At 42.6% G+C, this 18,229-nt stretch carries 14 protein-coding genes; 9 read left to right on the top strand and 5 right to left on the bottom strand.

Annotated elements, in window-relative coordinates:
* The first annotated feature begins 13 nt into the window (after positions 1 to 13).
* From R2Q66_RS19755 to R2Q66_RS19725, 7 genes are all read left to right on the top strand, one after another.
* Positions 14 to 610, top strand: a complete 597-nt coding sequence (locus R2Q66_RS19755) for a thiamine phosphate synthase (RefSeq protein WP_316752321.1) — start codon at positions 14 to 16, stop codon at positions 608 to 610.
* On the top strand, positions 592 to 1,422 hold the full coding sequence (locus R2Q66_RS19750; protein WP_316752319.1) for a hydroxymethylpyrimidine/phosphomethylpyrimidine kinase: 831 nt from the start codon (positions 592 to 594) through the stop codon (positions 1,420 to 1,422). Before R2Q66_RS19755 ends, R2Q66_RS19750 begins: the two co-directional genes overlap by 19 nt.
* On the top strand, positions 1,419 to 2,084 hold the full coding sequence (locus R2Q66_RS19745; protein ID WP_316752316.1) for a thiamine phosphate synthase: 666 nt from the start codon (positions 1,419 to 1,421) through the stop codon (positions 2,082 to 2,084). Before R2Q66_RS19750 ends, R2Q66_RS19745 begins: the two co-directional genes overlap by 4 nt.
* Complete coding sequence (locus R2Q66_RS19740) at positions 2,078 to 2,866, top strand: thiazole synthase (RefSeq protein WP_316752315.1); 789 nt, start codon at positions 2,078 to 2,080, stop codon at positions 2,864 to 2,866. The genes R2Q66_RS19745 and R2Q66_RS19740 overlap by 7 nt, the downstream gene beginning before the upstream one ends.
* The gene (gene thiH / locus R2Q66_RS19735) at positions 2,856 to 3,968 is read left to right on the top strand and encodes a 2-iminoacetate synthase ThiH (RefSeq protein WP_316752313.1); all 1,113 of its coding nucleotides are present in this window, start codon (positions 2,856 to 2,858) and stop codon (positions 3,966 to 3,968) included. The genes R2Q66_RS19740 and thiH overlap by 11 nt, the downstream gene beginning before the upstream one ends.
* A gap of 4 nt (positions 3,969 to 3,972) precedes the next feature.
* Positions 3,973 to 5,073, top strand: coding sequence for a HesA/MoeB/ThiF family protein (locus tag R2Q66_RS19730; protein WP_316752310.1), 1,101 nt, complete (start codon positions 3,973 to 3,975; stop codon positions 5,071 to 5,073).
* 278 nt (positions 5,074 to 5,351) lie between these two features.
* Positions 5,352 to 6,197, top strand: coding sequence for a S1 RNA-binding domain-containing protein (locus R2Q66_RS19725; RefSeq protein WP_316752307.1), 846 nt, complete (start codon positions 5,352 to 5,354; stop codon positions 6,195 to 6,197).
* A 96-nt stretch (positions 6,198 to 6,293) separates the two neighbouring features.
* On the opposite strand, the gene R2Q66_RS19720 is transcribed toward R2Q66_RS19725, so the two are convergent.
* From R2Q66_RS19720 to R2Q66_RS19700, 5 genes are read right to left on the bottom strand one after another with little or no spacing between them, the layout of a single operon-like run.
* Positions 6,294 to 8,906 (bottom strand): BamA/TamA family outer membrane protein, encoded by a 2,613-nt coding sequence (locus tag R2Q66_RS19720; protein WP_316752304.1) that lies wholly within the window; start codon positions 8,904 to 8,906, stop codon positions 6,294 to 6,296.
* Positions 8,907 to 8,913: 7 nt separating this feature from the next.
* Positions 8,914 to 11,274 (bottom strand): GAF domain-containing protein, encoded by a 2,361-nt coding sequence (locus tag R2Q66_RS19715; protein ID WP_316752301.1) that lies wholly within the window; start codon positions 11,272 to 11,274, stop codon positions 8,914 to 8,916.
* Between the two features lie 20 nt (positions 11,275 to 11,294).
* Positions 11,295 to 12,176, bottom strand: a complete 882-nt coding sequence (locus R2Q66_RS19710) for an SdiA-regulated domain-containing protein (protein ID WP_316752299.1) — start codon at positions 12,174 to 12,176, stop codon at positions 11,295 to 11,297.
* 14 nt (positions 12,177 to 12,190) lie between these two features.
* Positions 12,191 to 14,188, bottom strand: coding sequence for a polyphosphate kinase 1 (gene ppk1, locus R2Q66_RS19705; RefSeq protein WP_316752296.1), 1,998 nt, complete (start codon positions 14,186 to 14,188; stop codon positions 12,191 to 12,193).
* A 6-nt stretch (positions 14,189 to 14,194) separates the two neighbouring features.
* Positions 14,195 to 15,430, bottom strand: a complete 1,236-nt coding sequence (locus tag R2Q66_RS19700; protein ID WP_316752294.1) for a Pycsar system effector family protein — start codon at positions 15,428 to 15,430, stop codon at positions 14,195 to 14,197.
* Between the two features lie 209 nt (positions 15,431 to 15,639).
* Here R2Q66_RS19700 and R2Q66_RS19695 point away from each other — a divergent pair, with 209 nt between their 5' ends.
* Together R2Q66_RS19695 and ccoS are read left to right on the top strand one after the other, a co-directional pair.
* Positions 15,640 to 18,039: a heavy metal translocating P-type ATPase gene (locus R2Q66_RS19695; RefSeq protein ID WP_316752292.1), complete on the top strand. Its 2,400-nt coding sequence runs from the start codon at positions 15,640 to 15,642 to the stop codon at positions 18,037 to 18,039.
* Positions 18,036 to 18,221 (top strand): cbb3-type cytochrome oxidase assembly protein CcoS, encoded by a 186-nt coding sequence (gene ccoS / locus R2Q66_RS19690; protein WP_316752290.1) that lies wholly within the window; start codon positions 18,036 to 18,038, stop codon positions 18,219 to 18,221. Before R2Q66_RS19695 ends, ccoS begins: the two co-directional genes overlap by 4 nt.
* Positions 18,222 to 18,229 lie beyond the last annotated feature (8 nt).

Genomic DNA, 18,229 nt, shown 5'->3' with positions numbered 1-18,229 from the left:
GATTGATTTGCAGATGGAACTGATTGTGATTTCAAAACCCGGCTTTTTTAAGGAGGAAGTGCAGCTGATCAATGGTCTGTTTGACCTGGGGATGCAGCGCTTTCACCTCAGGAAGGAGGCTTGCGATAAGGAGGCTTATGCGCAGTTGCTTTCCGGGATTTGTCCGGACTTCCTGGAGCATGTGGTCTTACACCAGTTCCATGAGCTTTCAAATGATTTTGATATTCAAAACTTTCATTTCAAAGCGCAGGAGCGTCTGCAAGGTTTGCATTCCGGATTGAGGGGCAATCTTTCGTCAACCTTAAGCACTTCTATACATTCAATTAGTCATTTATCTGATTTATCGAACTTTAAATATACTTTTTATGGCCCGGTTTTTAAAAGTATATCTAAAGAAAACTATCCGGGAGTAGTTCCGGATAGTTTTCAATTGATCTGTTCTCCGGATACCAAAGTGATTGCATTGGGCGGGATTTCTGTCGCCCGGATCAGTCTGCTTCATCAAATGAATTTTGATGGGGCAGCGGTTTTAGGGGCGATATGGAATACTCCGGAACAAGCATTAGCAACTTTTAAAAAAATACAGGAAGCATGTCAAAAGACAGGATAGAAAACAGATCAGAGGAGTTGGAGGCCCGGCCTTACGTGATCAGCATTGCAGGCCTCGACCCCAGTGCCGGGGCTGGCCTGCTCTCCGACCTGAAGTGTTTCGAAGCACAGCGGGTTTACGGATTTGGAGTTTGCACCGCGCTGACGGTTCAGACGGATACGGAATTTCTGAAAAACGACTGGCTGGAAACGGAACAGGTGATCGCGCAGCTAAAACCGCTGGTCGAAAAATTCCCGATTCAGGCGGTTAAAATCGGCTTGATCAAAAATCTGGAAACTTTATCAACAGTTTGTGAATTTTTAAATTCATTTGATCCGAAGATTAAAATCGTGCTAGACCCTATTATAAAAGCGACTGCCGGATATAACTTCCATGATTGGAATGGAGATCCGGATGTTTTTAAAAACGTCTTAAAACGGCTGTATTTGATTACACCGAACTATTTGGAGATGCTGGAGTTAAAAGGCGGAACTAGGCAAGTTCAGGGGGACAGTGATACTGAGGTCAGTACTGAAGCGGTTGATCAGCTTTGCCGAACCTGGTCGGAGGACTGTGCGGTTTTACTCAAAGGCGGACACCACCCTTTAACCCCTGGCACCGATTACCTGTTCCAACAAAAGGAGCAACTGGCCTTCAAATCCGGAAGCGCTTTCGTTGCGCCAAAACATGGCTCCGGATGTGTGCTCTCTTCTGCCATTACCGCCCAACTTGCTTTGGGTAATTCAATCCCGGAATCCTGCCTGCTCGGCAAGCAGTATATCGAGAAATTTTTAAACAGTAACACCAGCCTTTTAGGCTACCACAACTTATGATCGACAGACTACATTATATCTCCCAATCCAGCGCAGAAAGCGGCCATTTGGAAGCCATAGCGCAGGTGCTCCAGGCCGGTGGAAAATGGATCCAGCTTCGCGTAAAAGACCAGCCGGAAACGGAGGTTTTAAACCTGGCTAAAGCTGCAAATGACCTCTGCAAAAAATTTGCAAGCAAATTAATCATCAATGATTTTCCATTGGTTTCGAAGGAGGTTGACGCCTACGGAACACATCTAGGCTTAAATGACATAAGTATTGTAAAAGCCAGATTATTAGTAGGTAATCATAAAATTATAGGCGGCACCGCAAACACTTTTGCAGACTTACAAAAAAGAGTTGCAGAAGGTGCGAATTATATTGGTCTGGGCCCCTATCGCTTTACCAGCACTAAGCAGAATTTAAGCCCGATCCTTGGCCTGGAAGGTTATAAAAAGATCATGGAACAGGTCAGAAATGCCAACATTAACATCCCTGTAATCGCCATTGGTGGCATTACTCCGGACGACCTTCCGGAGCTACTGAAAACCGGCATTTACGGTCTGGCACTTTCTGGCGTACTGACCAACAAAAAGGATACTGCTTTACTGATTAGCCAGCTCTATCAGGAGTTCCAAAACCACCCTTTTCCTTCCCTGTTAAACCCCATTTCATCATGTTAAAAATAGCAGACAAAACCTTCCATTCGCGCCTGTTTACAGGTACGGGAAAATTCAGTTCCAGCGCTATTATGGAGGCCGCTTTACTAGCCTCAGGATCAGAACTGGTTACTGTTGCCCTAAAACGCGTAGACTTAAACCAGCGCGCGGACTTAAACCCCGGCAAAGACGACTTGCTGAGGCATTTAAATCACCCTCATTTAAACCTGCTGCCTAATACTTCGGGCGTTAGAAATGCCAAAGAAGCGGTTTTTGCAGCCCAAATGGCCAGAGAAGCACTGGAAACGAACTGGATTAAACTCGAAATCCACCCAGACCCCAAGTACCTGATGCCAGACCCGATTGAGACCCTAAAAGCTACTGAAGAGCTGGCTAAACTCGGTTTTATCGTACTTCCTTATATCCACGCAGACCCTGTACTTTGCAAGCGTCTGGAAGATGTGGGCACTGCCGCTGTAATGCCTTTAGGATCTCCTATAGGCAGTAATAAAGGGCTGAAAACCATTGATTTTCTGGAAATCATCATCAGTCAGAGTCGGGTCCCTGTGGTGATCGATGCCGGAATAGGCTCCCCTTCTGATGCCGCAAAAGCCATGGAAATCGGGGCTGATGCCGTATTGGTGAACACAGCTATAGCCGTCTCCGGAAATCCGGTCCTCATGGCTGAGGCCTTTAAAATAGCCGTTGAAGCAGGTAGAATGGCTTATTTAGCCAGATTAGGTTCGATCAATTCACAGGCTGTTGCCAGCAGTCCATTAACCGCTTTCCTTGAAGATGAGATTTAACGAGATTTTTCAAAACCAGCGCTGGGAAGAGAGTAGCAAGAGTATTTATGCGAAAACCAGCAGCGATGTAGAGCAGGCTTTAAATGCTTCAAAAAGGACATTAGAGGACTTTAAAGCCCTGATCTCGCCTGCGGCGGCTCCTTACCTGGAAAGAATGGCGAAATTGAGTCAGGAGCTTACTTTAAAGCGCTTTGGGAACACCATACAGCTATATGTGCCACTTTACCTCAGTAATGAATGCAACAATATATGTACGTATTGCGGTTTCAGCTATGATAACAAAGTGAAACGCAAGACGCTATCCCCCATGGAAATCATGCAGGAAGTCGCTGTAATCAAAGAAATGGGCTACCAACATGTGTTGTTAGTCACCGGTGAAGCCAATCAAACTGTCCATACCGACTACTTTAAAAAGGTTTTAGAGCTAATCAGGCCTCATTTCGCACATATTTCCATGGAAGTACAGCCTTTAGACCTCGTTGATTATCAGGAATTGACCCCTTACGGACTAAATACGGTACTGGTTTACCAGGAAACTTACCATGAGGAAGACTATAAAAAACATCACCCAAAGGGTAAAAAATCCAATTTCCAATACCGTTTAGACACCCCGGACCGCTTAGGTGAAGCCGGAATTCATAAAATGGGATTGGGTGTATTGATTGGTTTGGAAGACTGGAGAACGGATTCCTTTTTCACGGCTATGCACCTGGATTACCTGGAAAAGAAATACTGGCAGAGCAAATACAGCATCTCTTTTCCCCGGCTAAGACCCTTTAGTGGCGGATTAGAACCTAAGGTGGTGATGAACGACCGTGAGCTGGTGCAACTGATCTGCGCCTACCGCCTTTTTAATGAAGAAGTCGAGTTGTCGATCTCTACGAGGGAGTCTCAGGTTTTTCGTGACCATATCATTAAACTCGGGATTACTTCCATCAGTGCAGGTTCAAAAACCAATCCGGGTGGCTATGCCGTGGAACCGCAATCCTTAGAGCAATTTGAGATATCCGATGAAAGAACGGCCACAGAAATCGCAGAAACGATTCATAAACAAGGCTATGAGGCTGTATGGAAGGATTGGGACTTGAGCTTAATGAAATAAAACCATGGAAAACGAAGGACTTAACAGATACAACAGGCAGATTTTACTGGAAGAACTGGGTATCGCAGGGCAGAAAAAACTACAAAATGCCTCGGTTTTAATTGTTGGTGCCGGCGGATTGGGCTGCCCCCTCCTATTCTACCTTGCCGGGGCCGGTATAGGCGAAATCGGGGTAGTTGACGGGGATGCTGTAGCAGAAAGTAATCTGCACCGACAGATTCTTTTTCAGCAACAGGATATTGGCTTAAATAAGGCTTTAACAGCCGTAGAGCGGTTAAAGTGCTTAAATCCTTCCGTAAAGCTACAGGCCTATCCCTTCTATATTAGTGAAGAAAACGCTGCTGATTTGATGAATTCCTATGACCTTGTCATCGATGGCTCAGACAATTTCCCTACGCGTTATCTGGTCAATGACGGCTGCGTTTCCCTTGGAAAAACCCTGGTATTTGGCTCTATTTTCCGCTTTGAAGGGCAGGTTTCTGTATTTAATTATCAGGGAGGTCCCAATTATCGCAGTTGCTACCCTGAACCTCCTTTAAATTCCGATAGTCCCAATTGTGGCGATAGCGGCGTGATTGGCCCTTTACCTGGTATTATTGGTAGTATTATGGCCAATGAGGTGATTAAAGTAATCTGTGGTTTCGGTGATTGTCTTTCCGGAAAACTCCTTATCTTCAATGCACTAAACAACGATATGCAGCTCTTCAATATTCAACCGGAAAACCTGGGTGTAAAGCCCGAAAGCGAGGATCATACTGTAGCCGGTAAGCAAGCTCAGGGTGGCAATCCTACGGAGATCTCTGATGCAAAGAAAACCGTACCCTATCAGGAAGTTTTCCAAAAAGAACTCCTGGATTGGGAAGAAAACAAGGTGCCTTTTTGTTTGATTGATGTACGGGAAGCCCATGAATTTGAAGCGCACAATATTGGCGGTATTCACATTTCCCTGTACGATCTGGAGGAGAAAATTGAGGACTTGCCTTTTCAACACCGACTGGTCTTTTGCTGTACTTCCGGTGGAAAAAGCAGAATGGCTACAAAAATAATTGGCAAAAAAAGAACAGAAGAACTATTTATTATCAACCTGTTAAATCAGGAACACTAAACTTCAGCTTAAGCTACAAAATCTTTCAAGCAATTCGTATAACCCAAACCATCAAGTCCATTAACAGGGGGAACTTTAGCCATGTCCATTAAGTTTCTTCAATTGGGGGCAAGGGAAGGAAAAATAAACTTATGCTGGAACATGGCTAAAGTTACCGCAGCTTTTCTATAAAAACTTATATATTCTTGTCAATTTCGTTTAATTTTTACATTTAGATGCGGCTATCATAGATATGTTACTGCCTATATCGCTACCTTTGCAAAAATGCTTGCAAGAACATGATAGAAATAGGAAGATATAACGATCTAAGAATTATAAATAAAACCGAACACGGCCTCATCTTAACAGAAGGTGATAAAGAGGTGCTTTTACCTTACGTAGATGTCCCTAAAAACATCGAGGTTGGGGAGAACATCAATGTTTTCGTGTATATGCACAAAGACGGCAGATTGATGGGTACCACAAAAAAACCTTTAGCCTGCGTAGGTGATTTCGCTTATCTAACTGTTGTTGATGATGGTGAAGATGGTGTTTTCATGAATCTTGGTATCGACAAAGACATCTATGTCCCTCAACGTGAGCAGAAACGCCCGATGTTTAAAGGTGATAACCATGTAGTTTATGTGTACCTGGATGAGAGCAATGACCGTATGGTAGCCTCTTCCCGCTTAACAAACTACGTAGAAGATCAGGACATCGACCTTGAAGAAGGTGATGAGGTAAGTTTATTGATCATTGATCGCTCTGACCTGGGTTACAATGCCATTGTAGACAATAAATACATCGGTCTATTGTACACTAACGAACTATTTGACCAGTTGACTCCTGGTGAGGTTAGAAAAGGATGGATCAAAAAGATTCGTGTAGAAGGTAAAATTGATTTAAGCCTTCAACCAATGGGTTACGGTCATATCCTGGAGAACAAAGATGTGATCCTTGATGAACTGAAAGCTTGTGGTGGTATCGTTCATTTAGGTGACAAAAGTGCACCAGATGATATCTATGACCGTTTTAAAATCAGCAAAAGTGCTTTCAAGAAAGTAATTGGTGGTTTATACAGAGACCGTTTAATCACGATCGCTGATCACGAAATCAAGTTATTCGTAGACGAAGAAGCGGATTAAACTGCTTTAAATATAACGCATTAAAAAGCCGGTTATTCTAGAAATAACCGGCTTTTTATGTTTTGTATATTCTTACAGCTTACTGATCTTAGCGACTTAGAAATTAAATCCTACAGAGAAATAAGGCATGGTTGCTTCTTTAGAGAAGCCCAGGGTTCCCTGGATCAGGAACTTATCTCCTGGCATCACATATAATCCGCCACCATAGCCCTGATGCCATCTACCGCTGGATTCCCCTGGTTGCCATACCCTACCTACATCATTAAAAGCGATCATACCTACCGTTCCAGGCACTAAATACGACGTAAAGTTAAACAGCTTCATTCTCAGGTCCAGGTTATGATATAAGCCCGTACGACCCGTAAAACGCCTGCTGTTAAAGCCTCTAAGGCTATTTACACCACCGATTTGTATCTGTTGGAAAAATGCCGGATCTCCTACTGTCGTTCCACCACCAATTCTGTTGGCAATCACCAGACCCGACTGACCAGGGTTCAGGTAAAAGCGGAATTCTGTATTCAGAATACCATAGCGCTCATCGCCACCATTAGCCCGCTGTTGCGCAGAAATGGTCGCTTTCCAGAAAACACCCTTTGTAGGAATCGCGATATTATCACGGGTATCATAAGCCCAGCCTGCGGTTAAGCCCGCATAAAAACGGTTAGCAAACACTTCCTGATCCGGATATAAAGCATCGTAATCATTTAAAAAGCGCTCTTCGTTTTCCTTGCGGTTGCTGGTATAATAAGATAACAACACCCCTCCTTCTATCGTCCAGTTCTTATCTAAGGCCCTTCTTAATTTGACATTGGCATTCAGGTAGTTGTATCTGTTGCGGTAATAACCAATCCCATCTTCGCGCTCATGAGCACCCGGCAGGTCATCATGATCATCTTTCTGGTAAGCTGTATTATTCCCTAAACCGAAGAAATTACTCAGGTTATTAGGGCCTAACATATTTATCCCGACATGAAGGTCGTTGTTACCCACTGCTTTCTTAAAATCACCGGCATAATCCAGAATAAAGGATTTTCTACCCGTAGAATAGTGCGCCCAAATCTCCTGTTTAGAAGCATATGGCGACTTTCTAAAGCCTTGTTTCTCTAAAATATAGCCCAATCCAACCTGAATTCCCTGATCGATATTATAATTCGCATCAAAAAGAATCCCCTTTCTGTCATATAAGAAGCCGTTTTTATTGAACTCATTCACTGCCGAATCTTTAGCTAAACGCAGTTTAGCATATCCTTTAGGCGGAAGTATATTGGTTTCATCGGAACGATCATAAATAAAAATCCCTGATTTGTTAGGTACATCTTCTGCTACTTTAAAATCATCAACCTCCGCTCCACCGATCATTCTCACCTTTATCGGCGATTCATTTTGACCATGAACATTGAAAACATCTTTGCCCCCTAGTCCGAATAAACGGATTTCTTTGGTTACCTGAGGATCGAAAGTACGGCTAAAAAAGCGGCGTCCTTTACTGCCATCCTTCTTGATATTGAACACATGAAGTCTGATTTTCCCATCTTCTTCCTGCTTTACATCGAAGTATTCCGTCTTATCAGAAGCAGGGATATCTACATTAACAGATAGAAAACGATAGTATTGTAAGGCCAGTGCTTCCAGTTTATCTCTTCTGGAAGTAAAATCAGCAATCAACTGATCACCACACTGTTTATAAATAGGATCAGGCATTTCCCTGAAGGCTTTAGCAATCAGTTCATCCGTCATTTTGGCCTGCACCTCTTTTATAGCTTCTTTCCAGTCTTCTTCGTTTAGTTCATTGAGGAAATATCTGTCGAAATATCTTTCGTTAAAGTTCCAGTGATCCACATCTCTGATGGTTGGAGAATAAGGCTGCAAGTGCGATTTAAGCCATTGGTGACTCAATATCCAGGGGAATACACCGGAAGTTTTATAGAACACCTTGTCGCGGTCGCGAGGTACCGGCGTATAAGTGGTTCCGTCTATGGTTTTATCCGCAGCCCAGCGCCAGTTGTCCTCATGCCTGTCCCAATCGCCCAGCAGAAAGTCCAGCAAACGCGCTCTGAGCACCGGTTTCTGGTCTACTTTAGTATCATTATCCTTTTGGATTTTCTTTTGTACCTTCTCTGTATTGTCGGTTTTTTCTTCGGAAGGTGATCTTTCTTCGAAAATATAGGCGGCATTGGCAAACTCCTTACGGTATTCGCCCAGTCCAGGATCATTTCCTATATATACCATTTCCGGTTTTGCATGTGGCAAATCGAGCGCTGCGGCCAATGGAGGCACAATTAAGGCGGCAAATGGGTGATTGGTAGAGACCTGATCCTGAGTAATATCTTTGGCAATGGTTGCCCTCAGGTTTTCTGGCAAGCTACGATCTGCATATTTCTGAACGGTTCTCAATACCCATTCTTTTCCGGTTGGATCAACCAAACGAAGGGAACGAGTCTGCATACCACCACCTAATTTGATGATTTTCAGTCCGCCTTTTTCCTTTTGCAGGTCCATAATACGCAGGGTTACCGGCGTTGCCCATAGCTTACGATAGCTTTCTCCTAACCAAAACCGGTGAAAATTACTGACTTTATCATATTCCGGCGCGATCGCGACAGTAATAGAATCTGATTTTACTATGCCCTGTGCGAAAACCACAGCAGGGATGGCTCCAAGCGCCATATTTATGATAAGTGCCGCTTGCAGCTCTTTTTTAAAACGCATGTTAAATTTATTTAAGCGTTACTCCTATTCTCAGGGCTTTTAATCCCTCTACTCCTTGCAATTCTTCAATGTCCAGGTACTCCAGGTCGTCGTTCAACAAACCAATCTCCTGAAGTGTTTTGATATATCCGAGATATTCTCTGGCTTCCCAGCTGTTGAAATAGACAATGGCTATCTTCCCAGGTTGGGTAATCCGCTCTGTTGTATCTTTCACATGGGCTTTATCGATCCGCTTTTTAACCATCTGGTAACGGATATTATAGCTTCCTTCTACATCAAAACGTTGTTCATCAATCCGGAAACTGATATCAATCAATTTCTCATAGACGAAAATCAATTGCGTAGTTTCCAGTGGTAACGAGAAGTAAGGCGCTAAACTATGGCTGGTTTGTGCCACTTCTGCGAGCACTTTCAGCTGTTTCAGCCGGAACTGGTAGAGGATTTCCTCTGAAAAATCAGCATCCGGGGCAATCGAGCGACCTAAATAGATATCAAACTCTACCCCATCTGTACGAAACTTTTCAAAGTAACAAGGAAAGATCTGTTGAATTTCCCTGTTAAACACATCCAGATGTCTGGTCACTGCCAGATTGATCATTTGAAGACTTTTTTCGTACCTATCGCGGTGCTCATAGCTTTTTCCATCAACGGCAGTCCAGTCAAAATACTCATCTACAATCGATTTAAGCTCCGGATGGGTATCCTTTAAATGGACTAAAGCCGCAGGAATCTGTCTTTGCAGATAATCTTCTGTTTTGAGAATCTCGCGATCGGTCAGGTCTTCAAACCTGGATTGACTCCATATTTCGTACTTCTTAGGCAGCTCATCTTCCAGCGATTCACAGACTTTCCTTTTAATGATATCCAGCGTCTTTTGCAGCATTTCGAAATGCACATTCAGGTCTTTACGGACCGCCATATTTCTCAATATGCTGGAATTTCTAATGTCTACAGCCCCATAAAAGGGATGTACATTCTTAAAGAAAACCTGTTCTACAGGTAGATTACGCTTTTTGCCACCAGAGCGCAGGTAATGATAAGCGGCTTCGTTGAACCTCCATTGTACAGAAGGCTGTAAGGCTGTAAACTTATCCGTTACGATCTCTGCGATTTCCTGATTGAAATCAGTGACAATATTTTGATATAACTGTGCTAATAAAGGAAAAGCAAGGTCTATTTTTGTAAGGGCATTGCCATTAAAATGAATAGGCTCTTTGGTATATAACTCCAGACAACCGACCAGTTTTGCGTTATAATACAGCGGGAATAAGCCATACGACTTGATTCCTTTTGCCCATAACAAGCGGAGCATAGGGTATTTCTCCTGTTCTTCGAGTGTGATTTCCGGAAAGATCAGCGTTCTTGGCTGCTTTAGATAGTCGGTGATCAAATGAAACTCATCATCATCCATCCACCCAGCTTCCTCTGCTAATTTGACCAGGATACTCTGAAAACCAGACTTCTCATTGATCAAAAGTTTATTATTTAACTTCAGATAAGGCAACAATCCAAATTCCAGATGGTCTGATCCCGCCAAGGCTTTTAAAGCATTATTTATCTCTTTACCATAGTTTACATTCTTAGATTCATGGTGATCAATCATCACGTTCTTAATCGATTCCAGCGCATACTCCCCTGTTACATCGGTTAGCGTGACGATAGAAATCCCTTCTATGGTGAAAATTTCAGGAGGGATGAGCTTCGTCAGAATATCGAGAGTGTTGGTTTCATCCTGAATATAATCCTTCACAATGTTCAGGTCATACTCCGGCAATTCCACATTTGCAGTGATCTTCAAAAACCTCGTATCTACGTTTAAGCGGTAATATTTAGCCAGTTTTGTTTCCGGATCAATAATTGAATTGACCGTAAACTCATTAGCTGTTAAGGAAAAGTTATAAAAACGGTGAAGCACCATATTATAAAATGCGGATAACAGGCTTTTCTTCATCTCTGATTTTGAAGGAAGCGAGAGATCGGCTTTTAAAGTGCAGGTAGAAGGTTCCAGTAATACGTTATAGAATGCATTGGTCCCATAATGAAAACAAGGCATTAATGGCGTACTTAATGCCCAGAAATGTTCTTTCTCCTCATTAATAATTGGCGATAAAGCCGTATAAATCAATTCAAACAAGGTATTATACTTGCTGATATCCTCCTTAGGAATGGGATCTTTCAGCTCAGGATATTGTTTAAATTGTTCAAGAATATAGCGGTAGAAGTTGATTTTTGCGGTCTTCTCAGTATTTGCCTTCTCCTCCACGAACGCGATAAAAGGCTGCAAAGAAAACTTAATCTCTGCTCCCAATGGAGGACGGTCTTTTAAGCCAATAATACTATTGTTCAAATCCAGCGTGATAGCTTGCATTTTTCGTACTGTTTATTGTTTTACTTTTTTACTGATGTGGTGTATTTAAACTTAAGGATATTCCCATTGGTCAGCTCATCGCCTTCGTTGGAAATATACAGGTTCATATCTTTATCAAAAGCTATGCCTTCCGGCTGATTGTAAATCGAAGAATTGAGACGGTGTACGGCTTTAACTTTCCAGTTTTCATCCGCAATGACTAATAACTTATTAGCAGATGCGAGGATATACCATTCTTTTGTCTTTGGATTTTTGGTTAATGCAGAAGGACTCAGGCTGGCTTTCAACTTCGGGTTGAGTGCTTTTAATTGTTCCAGATCAATGCTGAAAGTACTTTCAGGAATCAAACTATCTAATTTCGACTCATAGTTTAGCACATACCCGGTTACCGTTTTCTTCTTCTTATCTACCGGACATGATTTACATAAAACATAAACTTTATTGGTCTCCGAATCGGCATATAAACTTTCATACTCCCCTTTAGGCACCAATTTCTTATGTATTTTCACCTGTGTTGCCTTTTCTTTTACGGTTTCCGAAAAAGGAAAAGAATACAGATGGCCGTTGCTTTTTAAGACAAATACCTTTTCATTGAAAATAGCGATATCCTCATAATCGCCTTTATCGGCAAAACCAACATTCTTTTGCTGTTTAACCCCCCATTTTTGGCGGAATACGCTACCTTCTTCATCTTGAATAGAATAAATGGTATCCGGCAGACCTTTATAAAAGGCGATTCCAGAAATTTCCAGTAAACTTTCCGGCATATTGAACTTCTCCGGATGCTCCAGGTCATAACCTACCGGATTACTAAACTTTGAGGACGCAGGTTTACAGGCATAAAACGCGATTAATGCCACAAAAGGCATTACATATAATAATTTAGTAGAGATTTTTTTCATAAAAATAGTTCCATTTACTCCTTATTAAACACTTGTAACAAATGATAAATAGCTTCCTGAGAACGTATTGCAGGCGAACCATTGATTTCTTCATTCTGCAGTTTACTGGTGATATTTACTGCCTGAATGTTATCTTGAAGCTGCAAGGTAATAATTTCCTTCATTAGACGTTTCAAATCTGCGTCATATAAAGGGAAGCAAACTTCAATTCTACTGTAAATATTGCGGTTCATCCAGTCTGCAGAGCCCATATACATCTCTTCCCGTCCATTATTATCAAAGATAAAGATCCTTCCATGTTCCAGGAAACGGTCTACAATTCTTCTTACGGTAATGTTTTCACTCAGGCCGGATTTACCCGGAATTAAGCAGCAAATACCCCGAATGATGAGCTGTATTTTTACACCCGCCTGTGAGGCTTCATACAACTTAGCTATTAACACCTGTTCTTCCAGATTGTTCAGTTTGATGGTGATACCGGCAGGCAAACCTTGTTTCGCATAGTCTATTTCGCGCTGGATAAGGTCCAGAAAACGGGTATGCAGGTTAAACTGCGCGACCAACAGGTGCTTAAATTCGATGGAATCTGCTACCGGAGCGGTCTTCTCTTTCCGGCTTAAGAATTCGAATAAAACTTCCAGTTCCTGTAGCATCGGCTGATGAGCAGTCAGTAAGACATGGTCGGTATAGAATTTAGCGGTGCTTTCATTCAGGTTTCCGGTGGCTAAAAGGCCCAGATACTGGCTTTCTCCTTTGACCATCCTTTTCACCAGTGCAACTTTAGCATGAACCTTGAGATCGATACTACTGTAAATGATCTTCACTCCTGCTGCCTTCATTTGTTTGGCCCATTTGATGTTATTTGCTTCATCAAATCTGGCTTTTAGTTCTACCAGCACCACTACCTTTTTACCGTTTTTGGCCGCGGTCATCAGTGCCTTTACGATCCTGGAGTTGCGGGCTACACGATATAAGGTTACATAAATCTCATTAACATGGATATCATTTGAAGCTTCATTGAAAAAACGCAATACCGCATCGTAGTTCTGATAAGGCACATTAACCAGTATATCCTTACGGAAAATATGCTCAAAAAGAGTCTCCTTTTCTTCAATGTTTACCGCCTTGGAGGCTGGCCATTTAGGATAGCCAAAAACGGTTTCATCTAAAGGAAAAGTACTCAGGTCTTTCAGGTTATGGTAGGTTCCTCCCTGCACCAACGCTGCTTTTTGCAGGTTGAGCGCATAAATAACCCGATATAAGTTCCGCAAAGGAATTCCCGGCTCAAAAAGAAAACGGGTAGCAAAGCCAAAATCACGGGCTTCTAATTCTTTTTCCAGAGCAATCGTGATGTCTTCAGAATAATCCTGTCCTATTTTTAAGGCCGCATTACGGGTGATTTTAAGGTTATAAGCCCCCTGGATTTCATCATTAGGAAATAAATAAGCGAGGTTATATTTGATGATATCCTCCAGAAAGACCACATATTGTGCATCATCCAGCGAAATCGCATATAAACGTTGTAAATCTTCGGAAGGAATACTGATCAGCTCCATCCGTTCTTCCCCTTTGGAATTCCGTAAAATAACCACCTGATACAGCTTGTTGTTCTCCGCAAAGAAATCTGTCAGTCCCCGGTCTATGCATTCCGAATGGATATAGGCCAGAATCTCATTGAAAAACAAGTCGGTTACTTTTCCGGAAATGGCGGCTGGAATTAGTTTATTATACAACCAATACACCTTTTGAGCTTCCAATGCCGGCAAAATCTGCGTTCCGATAATCTCGCCATAGCGTTGCTGCTGCTGGTCTATTTTTGCTTTTGCCAGCTCATAATCCCACATCATCACCGGCATCCTTACCCGATAAAATTCATCAAGGTTAGAGGAATAGATCGACAGGAAGCGGATTCTTTCTAAAATGGGCACTTCCGGTCTGGCTGCTTCCATGAGCACGCGCTCATTAAAGCCCAGCCAGCTTATATCCCGGTTAAAATAAACAGCATCGTCCATATTTACTTATAAGGTAACTAAAACTGAAGCCGTAATAAAGGCCAGTACAGAAGCGATAATTCCAAACATAAACACATTATAGGCCACCCTTAACAATCGGTATTTACGCCCTAAAACCACCCCCTGAGCATATAAATCACGGATTAGACTGCCGTAAAGGAAATCGCGGTCTTCCATCATTTTTAACATGCCGCCTTCATATTCCGGCAAAGACATTCTATAAAAATTCCCAAAGAACAAGAGATTTACTCTTTTCTGAGCGATATCTTCCGGGGTAAATACCCCTTTAGGGATAGATGGACGGGTAGCTAGAATAGAGAATACCATCGTGACCACGCAAATGATCAGTAAGATTAAGGTGGGAATGATTAAATGAGGGTTATCTTCCAGTTTCCGCAGCAGGATACTCAGAATCACCGACAGGATAATCGAATTGGTAGAAATCATGATATGCGCCTTATTATCAGCCATATCACTCAATCTCTGGTGATTTCCGGAAGTGATCCTGAACATGGTTTCGATTCCTTTATCAGGGCGGTCACTCTTTTTCTTTTTGTCTTTTTTTACTTCCAAGGGGCTGGTCTTTTCCGTTAAAATAACCGGATTTGCTGCGGTGGATACCGCTCCATTCTCCAGGCCTTTTTCTGCTGCTTCGGCTTTATTCTCCAGTTCAGAAAGGTTTTCTGCCTTTTTTGCATTCAGTAACTGCTGACAATAAGCGGTATGGTAATGGTGTGTTTTAAACAACTGAATGGTTTTTAATCGCCATTCGTCCTTATCTAAGGCTTTGGCACAGAAAGCTTCCGCTTCCTTGCGCATCAGTTTATTTCTTTCTTTAAAGCTGTCGCTTCCTAAATGGTACAAATCAGCATCGCATACAATTTGCTCCAGTAAACTTTCCGGTTGCTGAGGCATTTTAGTAGCCAGAATACACTTCACTATTTTAGTGGTTACGACTTCATTAAGGCCTTTTTCTTTTAAAAAATCACCGGCTAAACCCGCTCCGCTCGCTTCATGATGCGCACAATCGAAGAAATATCCCAGATCATGGAACCAGCTCGCGGCAGTTACTACGAAAAAATCTTCATCAGAAAGCTGGTAATGGTTGGCAATCTTGATTGCGTTTTCTACAACTTGTTCGGTATGATTTAAGTTGTGGTAGATCAGTCTGGAATCACTTTGAGCCTGAAATACACTGGCTACATGTAGCCTTAACTGATCTAATATCTCCCTGTAATTCATGCGGTAATTATTTGTTTTTCATTCATAAAACAATATGTTCTATTTGTGGTTGATCATATAAATATGAGGGTTTTAATTTTCATATTAAATAGAAAGTTTAAAAGATGTCATTACAAACGTTTTTCTGATTTGTATCAGCGTAGAACGTGACCAGCATCATATTTAAACCTGGGGGGAAGCGAGAACTTTGACAACATCAATTTGCCCCTATGATTAAAGAAAAAAACATAGCCCAGGAGACCCAATGTTACCATTGCGGTGATGATCTTCCAAATACGCCTTACCTACTAGACAACAGGTCTTTTTGCTGTCTGGGCTGTAAAGGGGTCTACCAGTTACTTTCCAATCACAACCTCGGTAACTACTACGCGTACAATGATGTACCCGGTCAAACACAAAAAAACAACAGCTCACATTTCGAATACCTGGATGAAGCGGCGATTGCTGCAAATTTAGTTGACTATACCGATGAGAAAGTGAGTGTTATTACCCTTTATATCCCTGCCATTCACTGTAGCTCCTGTATTTGGTTGCTCGAACACCTGCACCAGATTAATCCTGCGGTGATGCAGTCGAGGATCGATTTCCTGAAAAAACAGGTGGTCATTACCTTCAAAAATCAGGAGCTATCCTTAAGAAAACTCATAGAAATCCTTGCTTCTATTGGATATGAACCCCTCATCAGCCTCCAGGATGTGGTTAAAAAACAACAATCAGATCATTCCGAAGGTCACCTGATCCGCAAAATTGCCGTAGCCGGCTTTTGCTTTGGAAACGTGATGCTACTGAGCTTCCCGGATTACTTCGGACTGAGCGCACTGGAACAGGAGTTCAAAACCTTTTTTGGCTGGCTAAACCTGGCTTTTGCCATTCCGGTGGTCTTTTACAGCGGTCGTGATTACTTTACTTCTGCCTGGACAAACCTTAAAAACGGTATTCTAAACCTTGATTTCCCTTTGGCTTTAGGGATTACCGTCATGTTTATCCGCTCGGTAGTGGAAATCATCGGCAATACCGGTGCTGGCTTTGTAGACACCCTCTGCGGACTGGTTTTCTTCCTCCTGATCGGGAAATGGATGCAGCAACATACCTATCATCACCTTTCATTTGAAAGAGATTACCGTTCTTATTTCCCCGTTGCGGTCACTTTGATCGAAAATGAAAAAGAAAGGCCGCTTCCTTTAAATGAGTTGAAAGTAGGCAACAGAATCCTCATCCGCAGCAATGAAATTATTCCGGCAGATGCCATCCTTTTAAAAGGAGAGGCAGAAATGGACTATAGTTTCGTAACCGGCGAATCTATCCCGGTACAAAAGGTATTGGGAGAAGTAGTTTATGCGGGTGGAAGGCAACTAAAAGGCGCTATTGAGCTGGAAGTCGTAAAACCTGTGTCGCAAAGTTACCTCACTCAATTGTGGAACAATGAAGCCTTTTTTGGTGATAAAACCATGATCCGGACTTTTGCCGACAGGGCCAGCAAGTACTTTAGCATCGTTTTACTGAGCATCGCCATTGGGGCCGCAGCGTATTGGATGCTACACGGCGATTCCACTAAAGCGGTAGCTTCTTTTACCGCAGTGCTGATTATCGCCTGCCCTTGCGCCCTGGCTTTAAGCTCCCCTTTTACCCTATCAGCTGTATTGAGCATTTTTGACAAGAATAAGTTTTACCTTAAAAATACAGCGGTAGTGGAAGAACTGGCCCGCATCAACACCTTTGTATTCGATAAAACCGGCACGATTACCAATCCGGAAAACACAGGATTTACCTTTGAAGGAGACATTACCGAAGAAGAGAAACAATGGGTAAATGACCTGGCGAGGAACTCCGGGCACCCTTTAAGCAGAGAATTGGTAAAATGGCTGAACAGACCTTCTAAATATACCGCTGTAAAATACATGGAAAAGGTAGGCCGTGGAATTACAGGCAGCATCAACGGAAACGAACTGAAACTGGGTAGTGCATCCTTCCTTGGGCTTAAAATGAAATCTCCTCAACAAGGCGCCGTTGTTCATATTATCATCAATAACAGATATCTGGGCTTCTTCTGCTCCAAACAGCAATGGAGATCCGGATTTAAAGACCTGATTTTCAAGCTGGGAAAAGATGCGGATTTACACTTGTTATCCGGTGATCAGGATCAGGATAAACAGACGCTGATTCCTTTCTTTCCAAGGGCACAACAGATGCATTTTGCCCAGAGTCCGCAAAACAAGCTGGATTACATCCGCAACCTGCAATATTCCGGAAGGAAAGTCCTCATGTTTGGCGACGGCCTCAATGATGCCGGAGCCTTAAAACAAAGCGATTTAGGGATTGCGGTAACCGATAACATCAACAACTTCTCGCCCGGCTGCGATGCCATCCTGGACGGTGCAAGTTTTCAAAAGATTCCTATGTTTATCAAACAGGCAAAAGACGCGGTAAAAGTGATTCATATCAGCTTTGCGATCTCATTGACCTATAATGCAATCGGCTTGTATTTTGCCGTACAAGGCATGCTTTCTCCGCTAATCGCAGCGGTATTGATGCCGGTTAGCACCATTACCATCATCTTATTCACCAGCATCGCAGTCCGCCTGTATGCGAAAAAGAACCAACTCTTATGAACATCCTCTACCTCCTGATCGGCATTAGTATTCTATTGGCATTGATCTCCCTTGCCGCCTTTTTCTGGGCCAGCAAAAGTGGTCAGAATGACGACACCTATACCCCTGCCATCCGGATGCTCTTCGATGATGAATTCCCGGACCCCAGGGAGGAGATAAAAAGTGATGAAGATCACACATAGCCACAATT

This window comes from Pedobacter gandavensis (assembly GCF_032677645.1).
GTDB lineage: Bacteria > Bacteroidota > Bacteroidia > Sphingobacteriales > Sphingobacteriaceae > Pedobacter > Pedobacter gandavensis_A.
The sequence above is the reverse complement of the archived record's forward strand: the minus strand, read 5'-3'. Positions and strand labels throughout refer to the sequence as shown.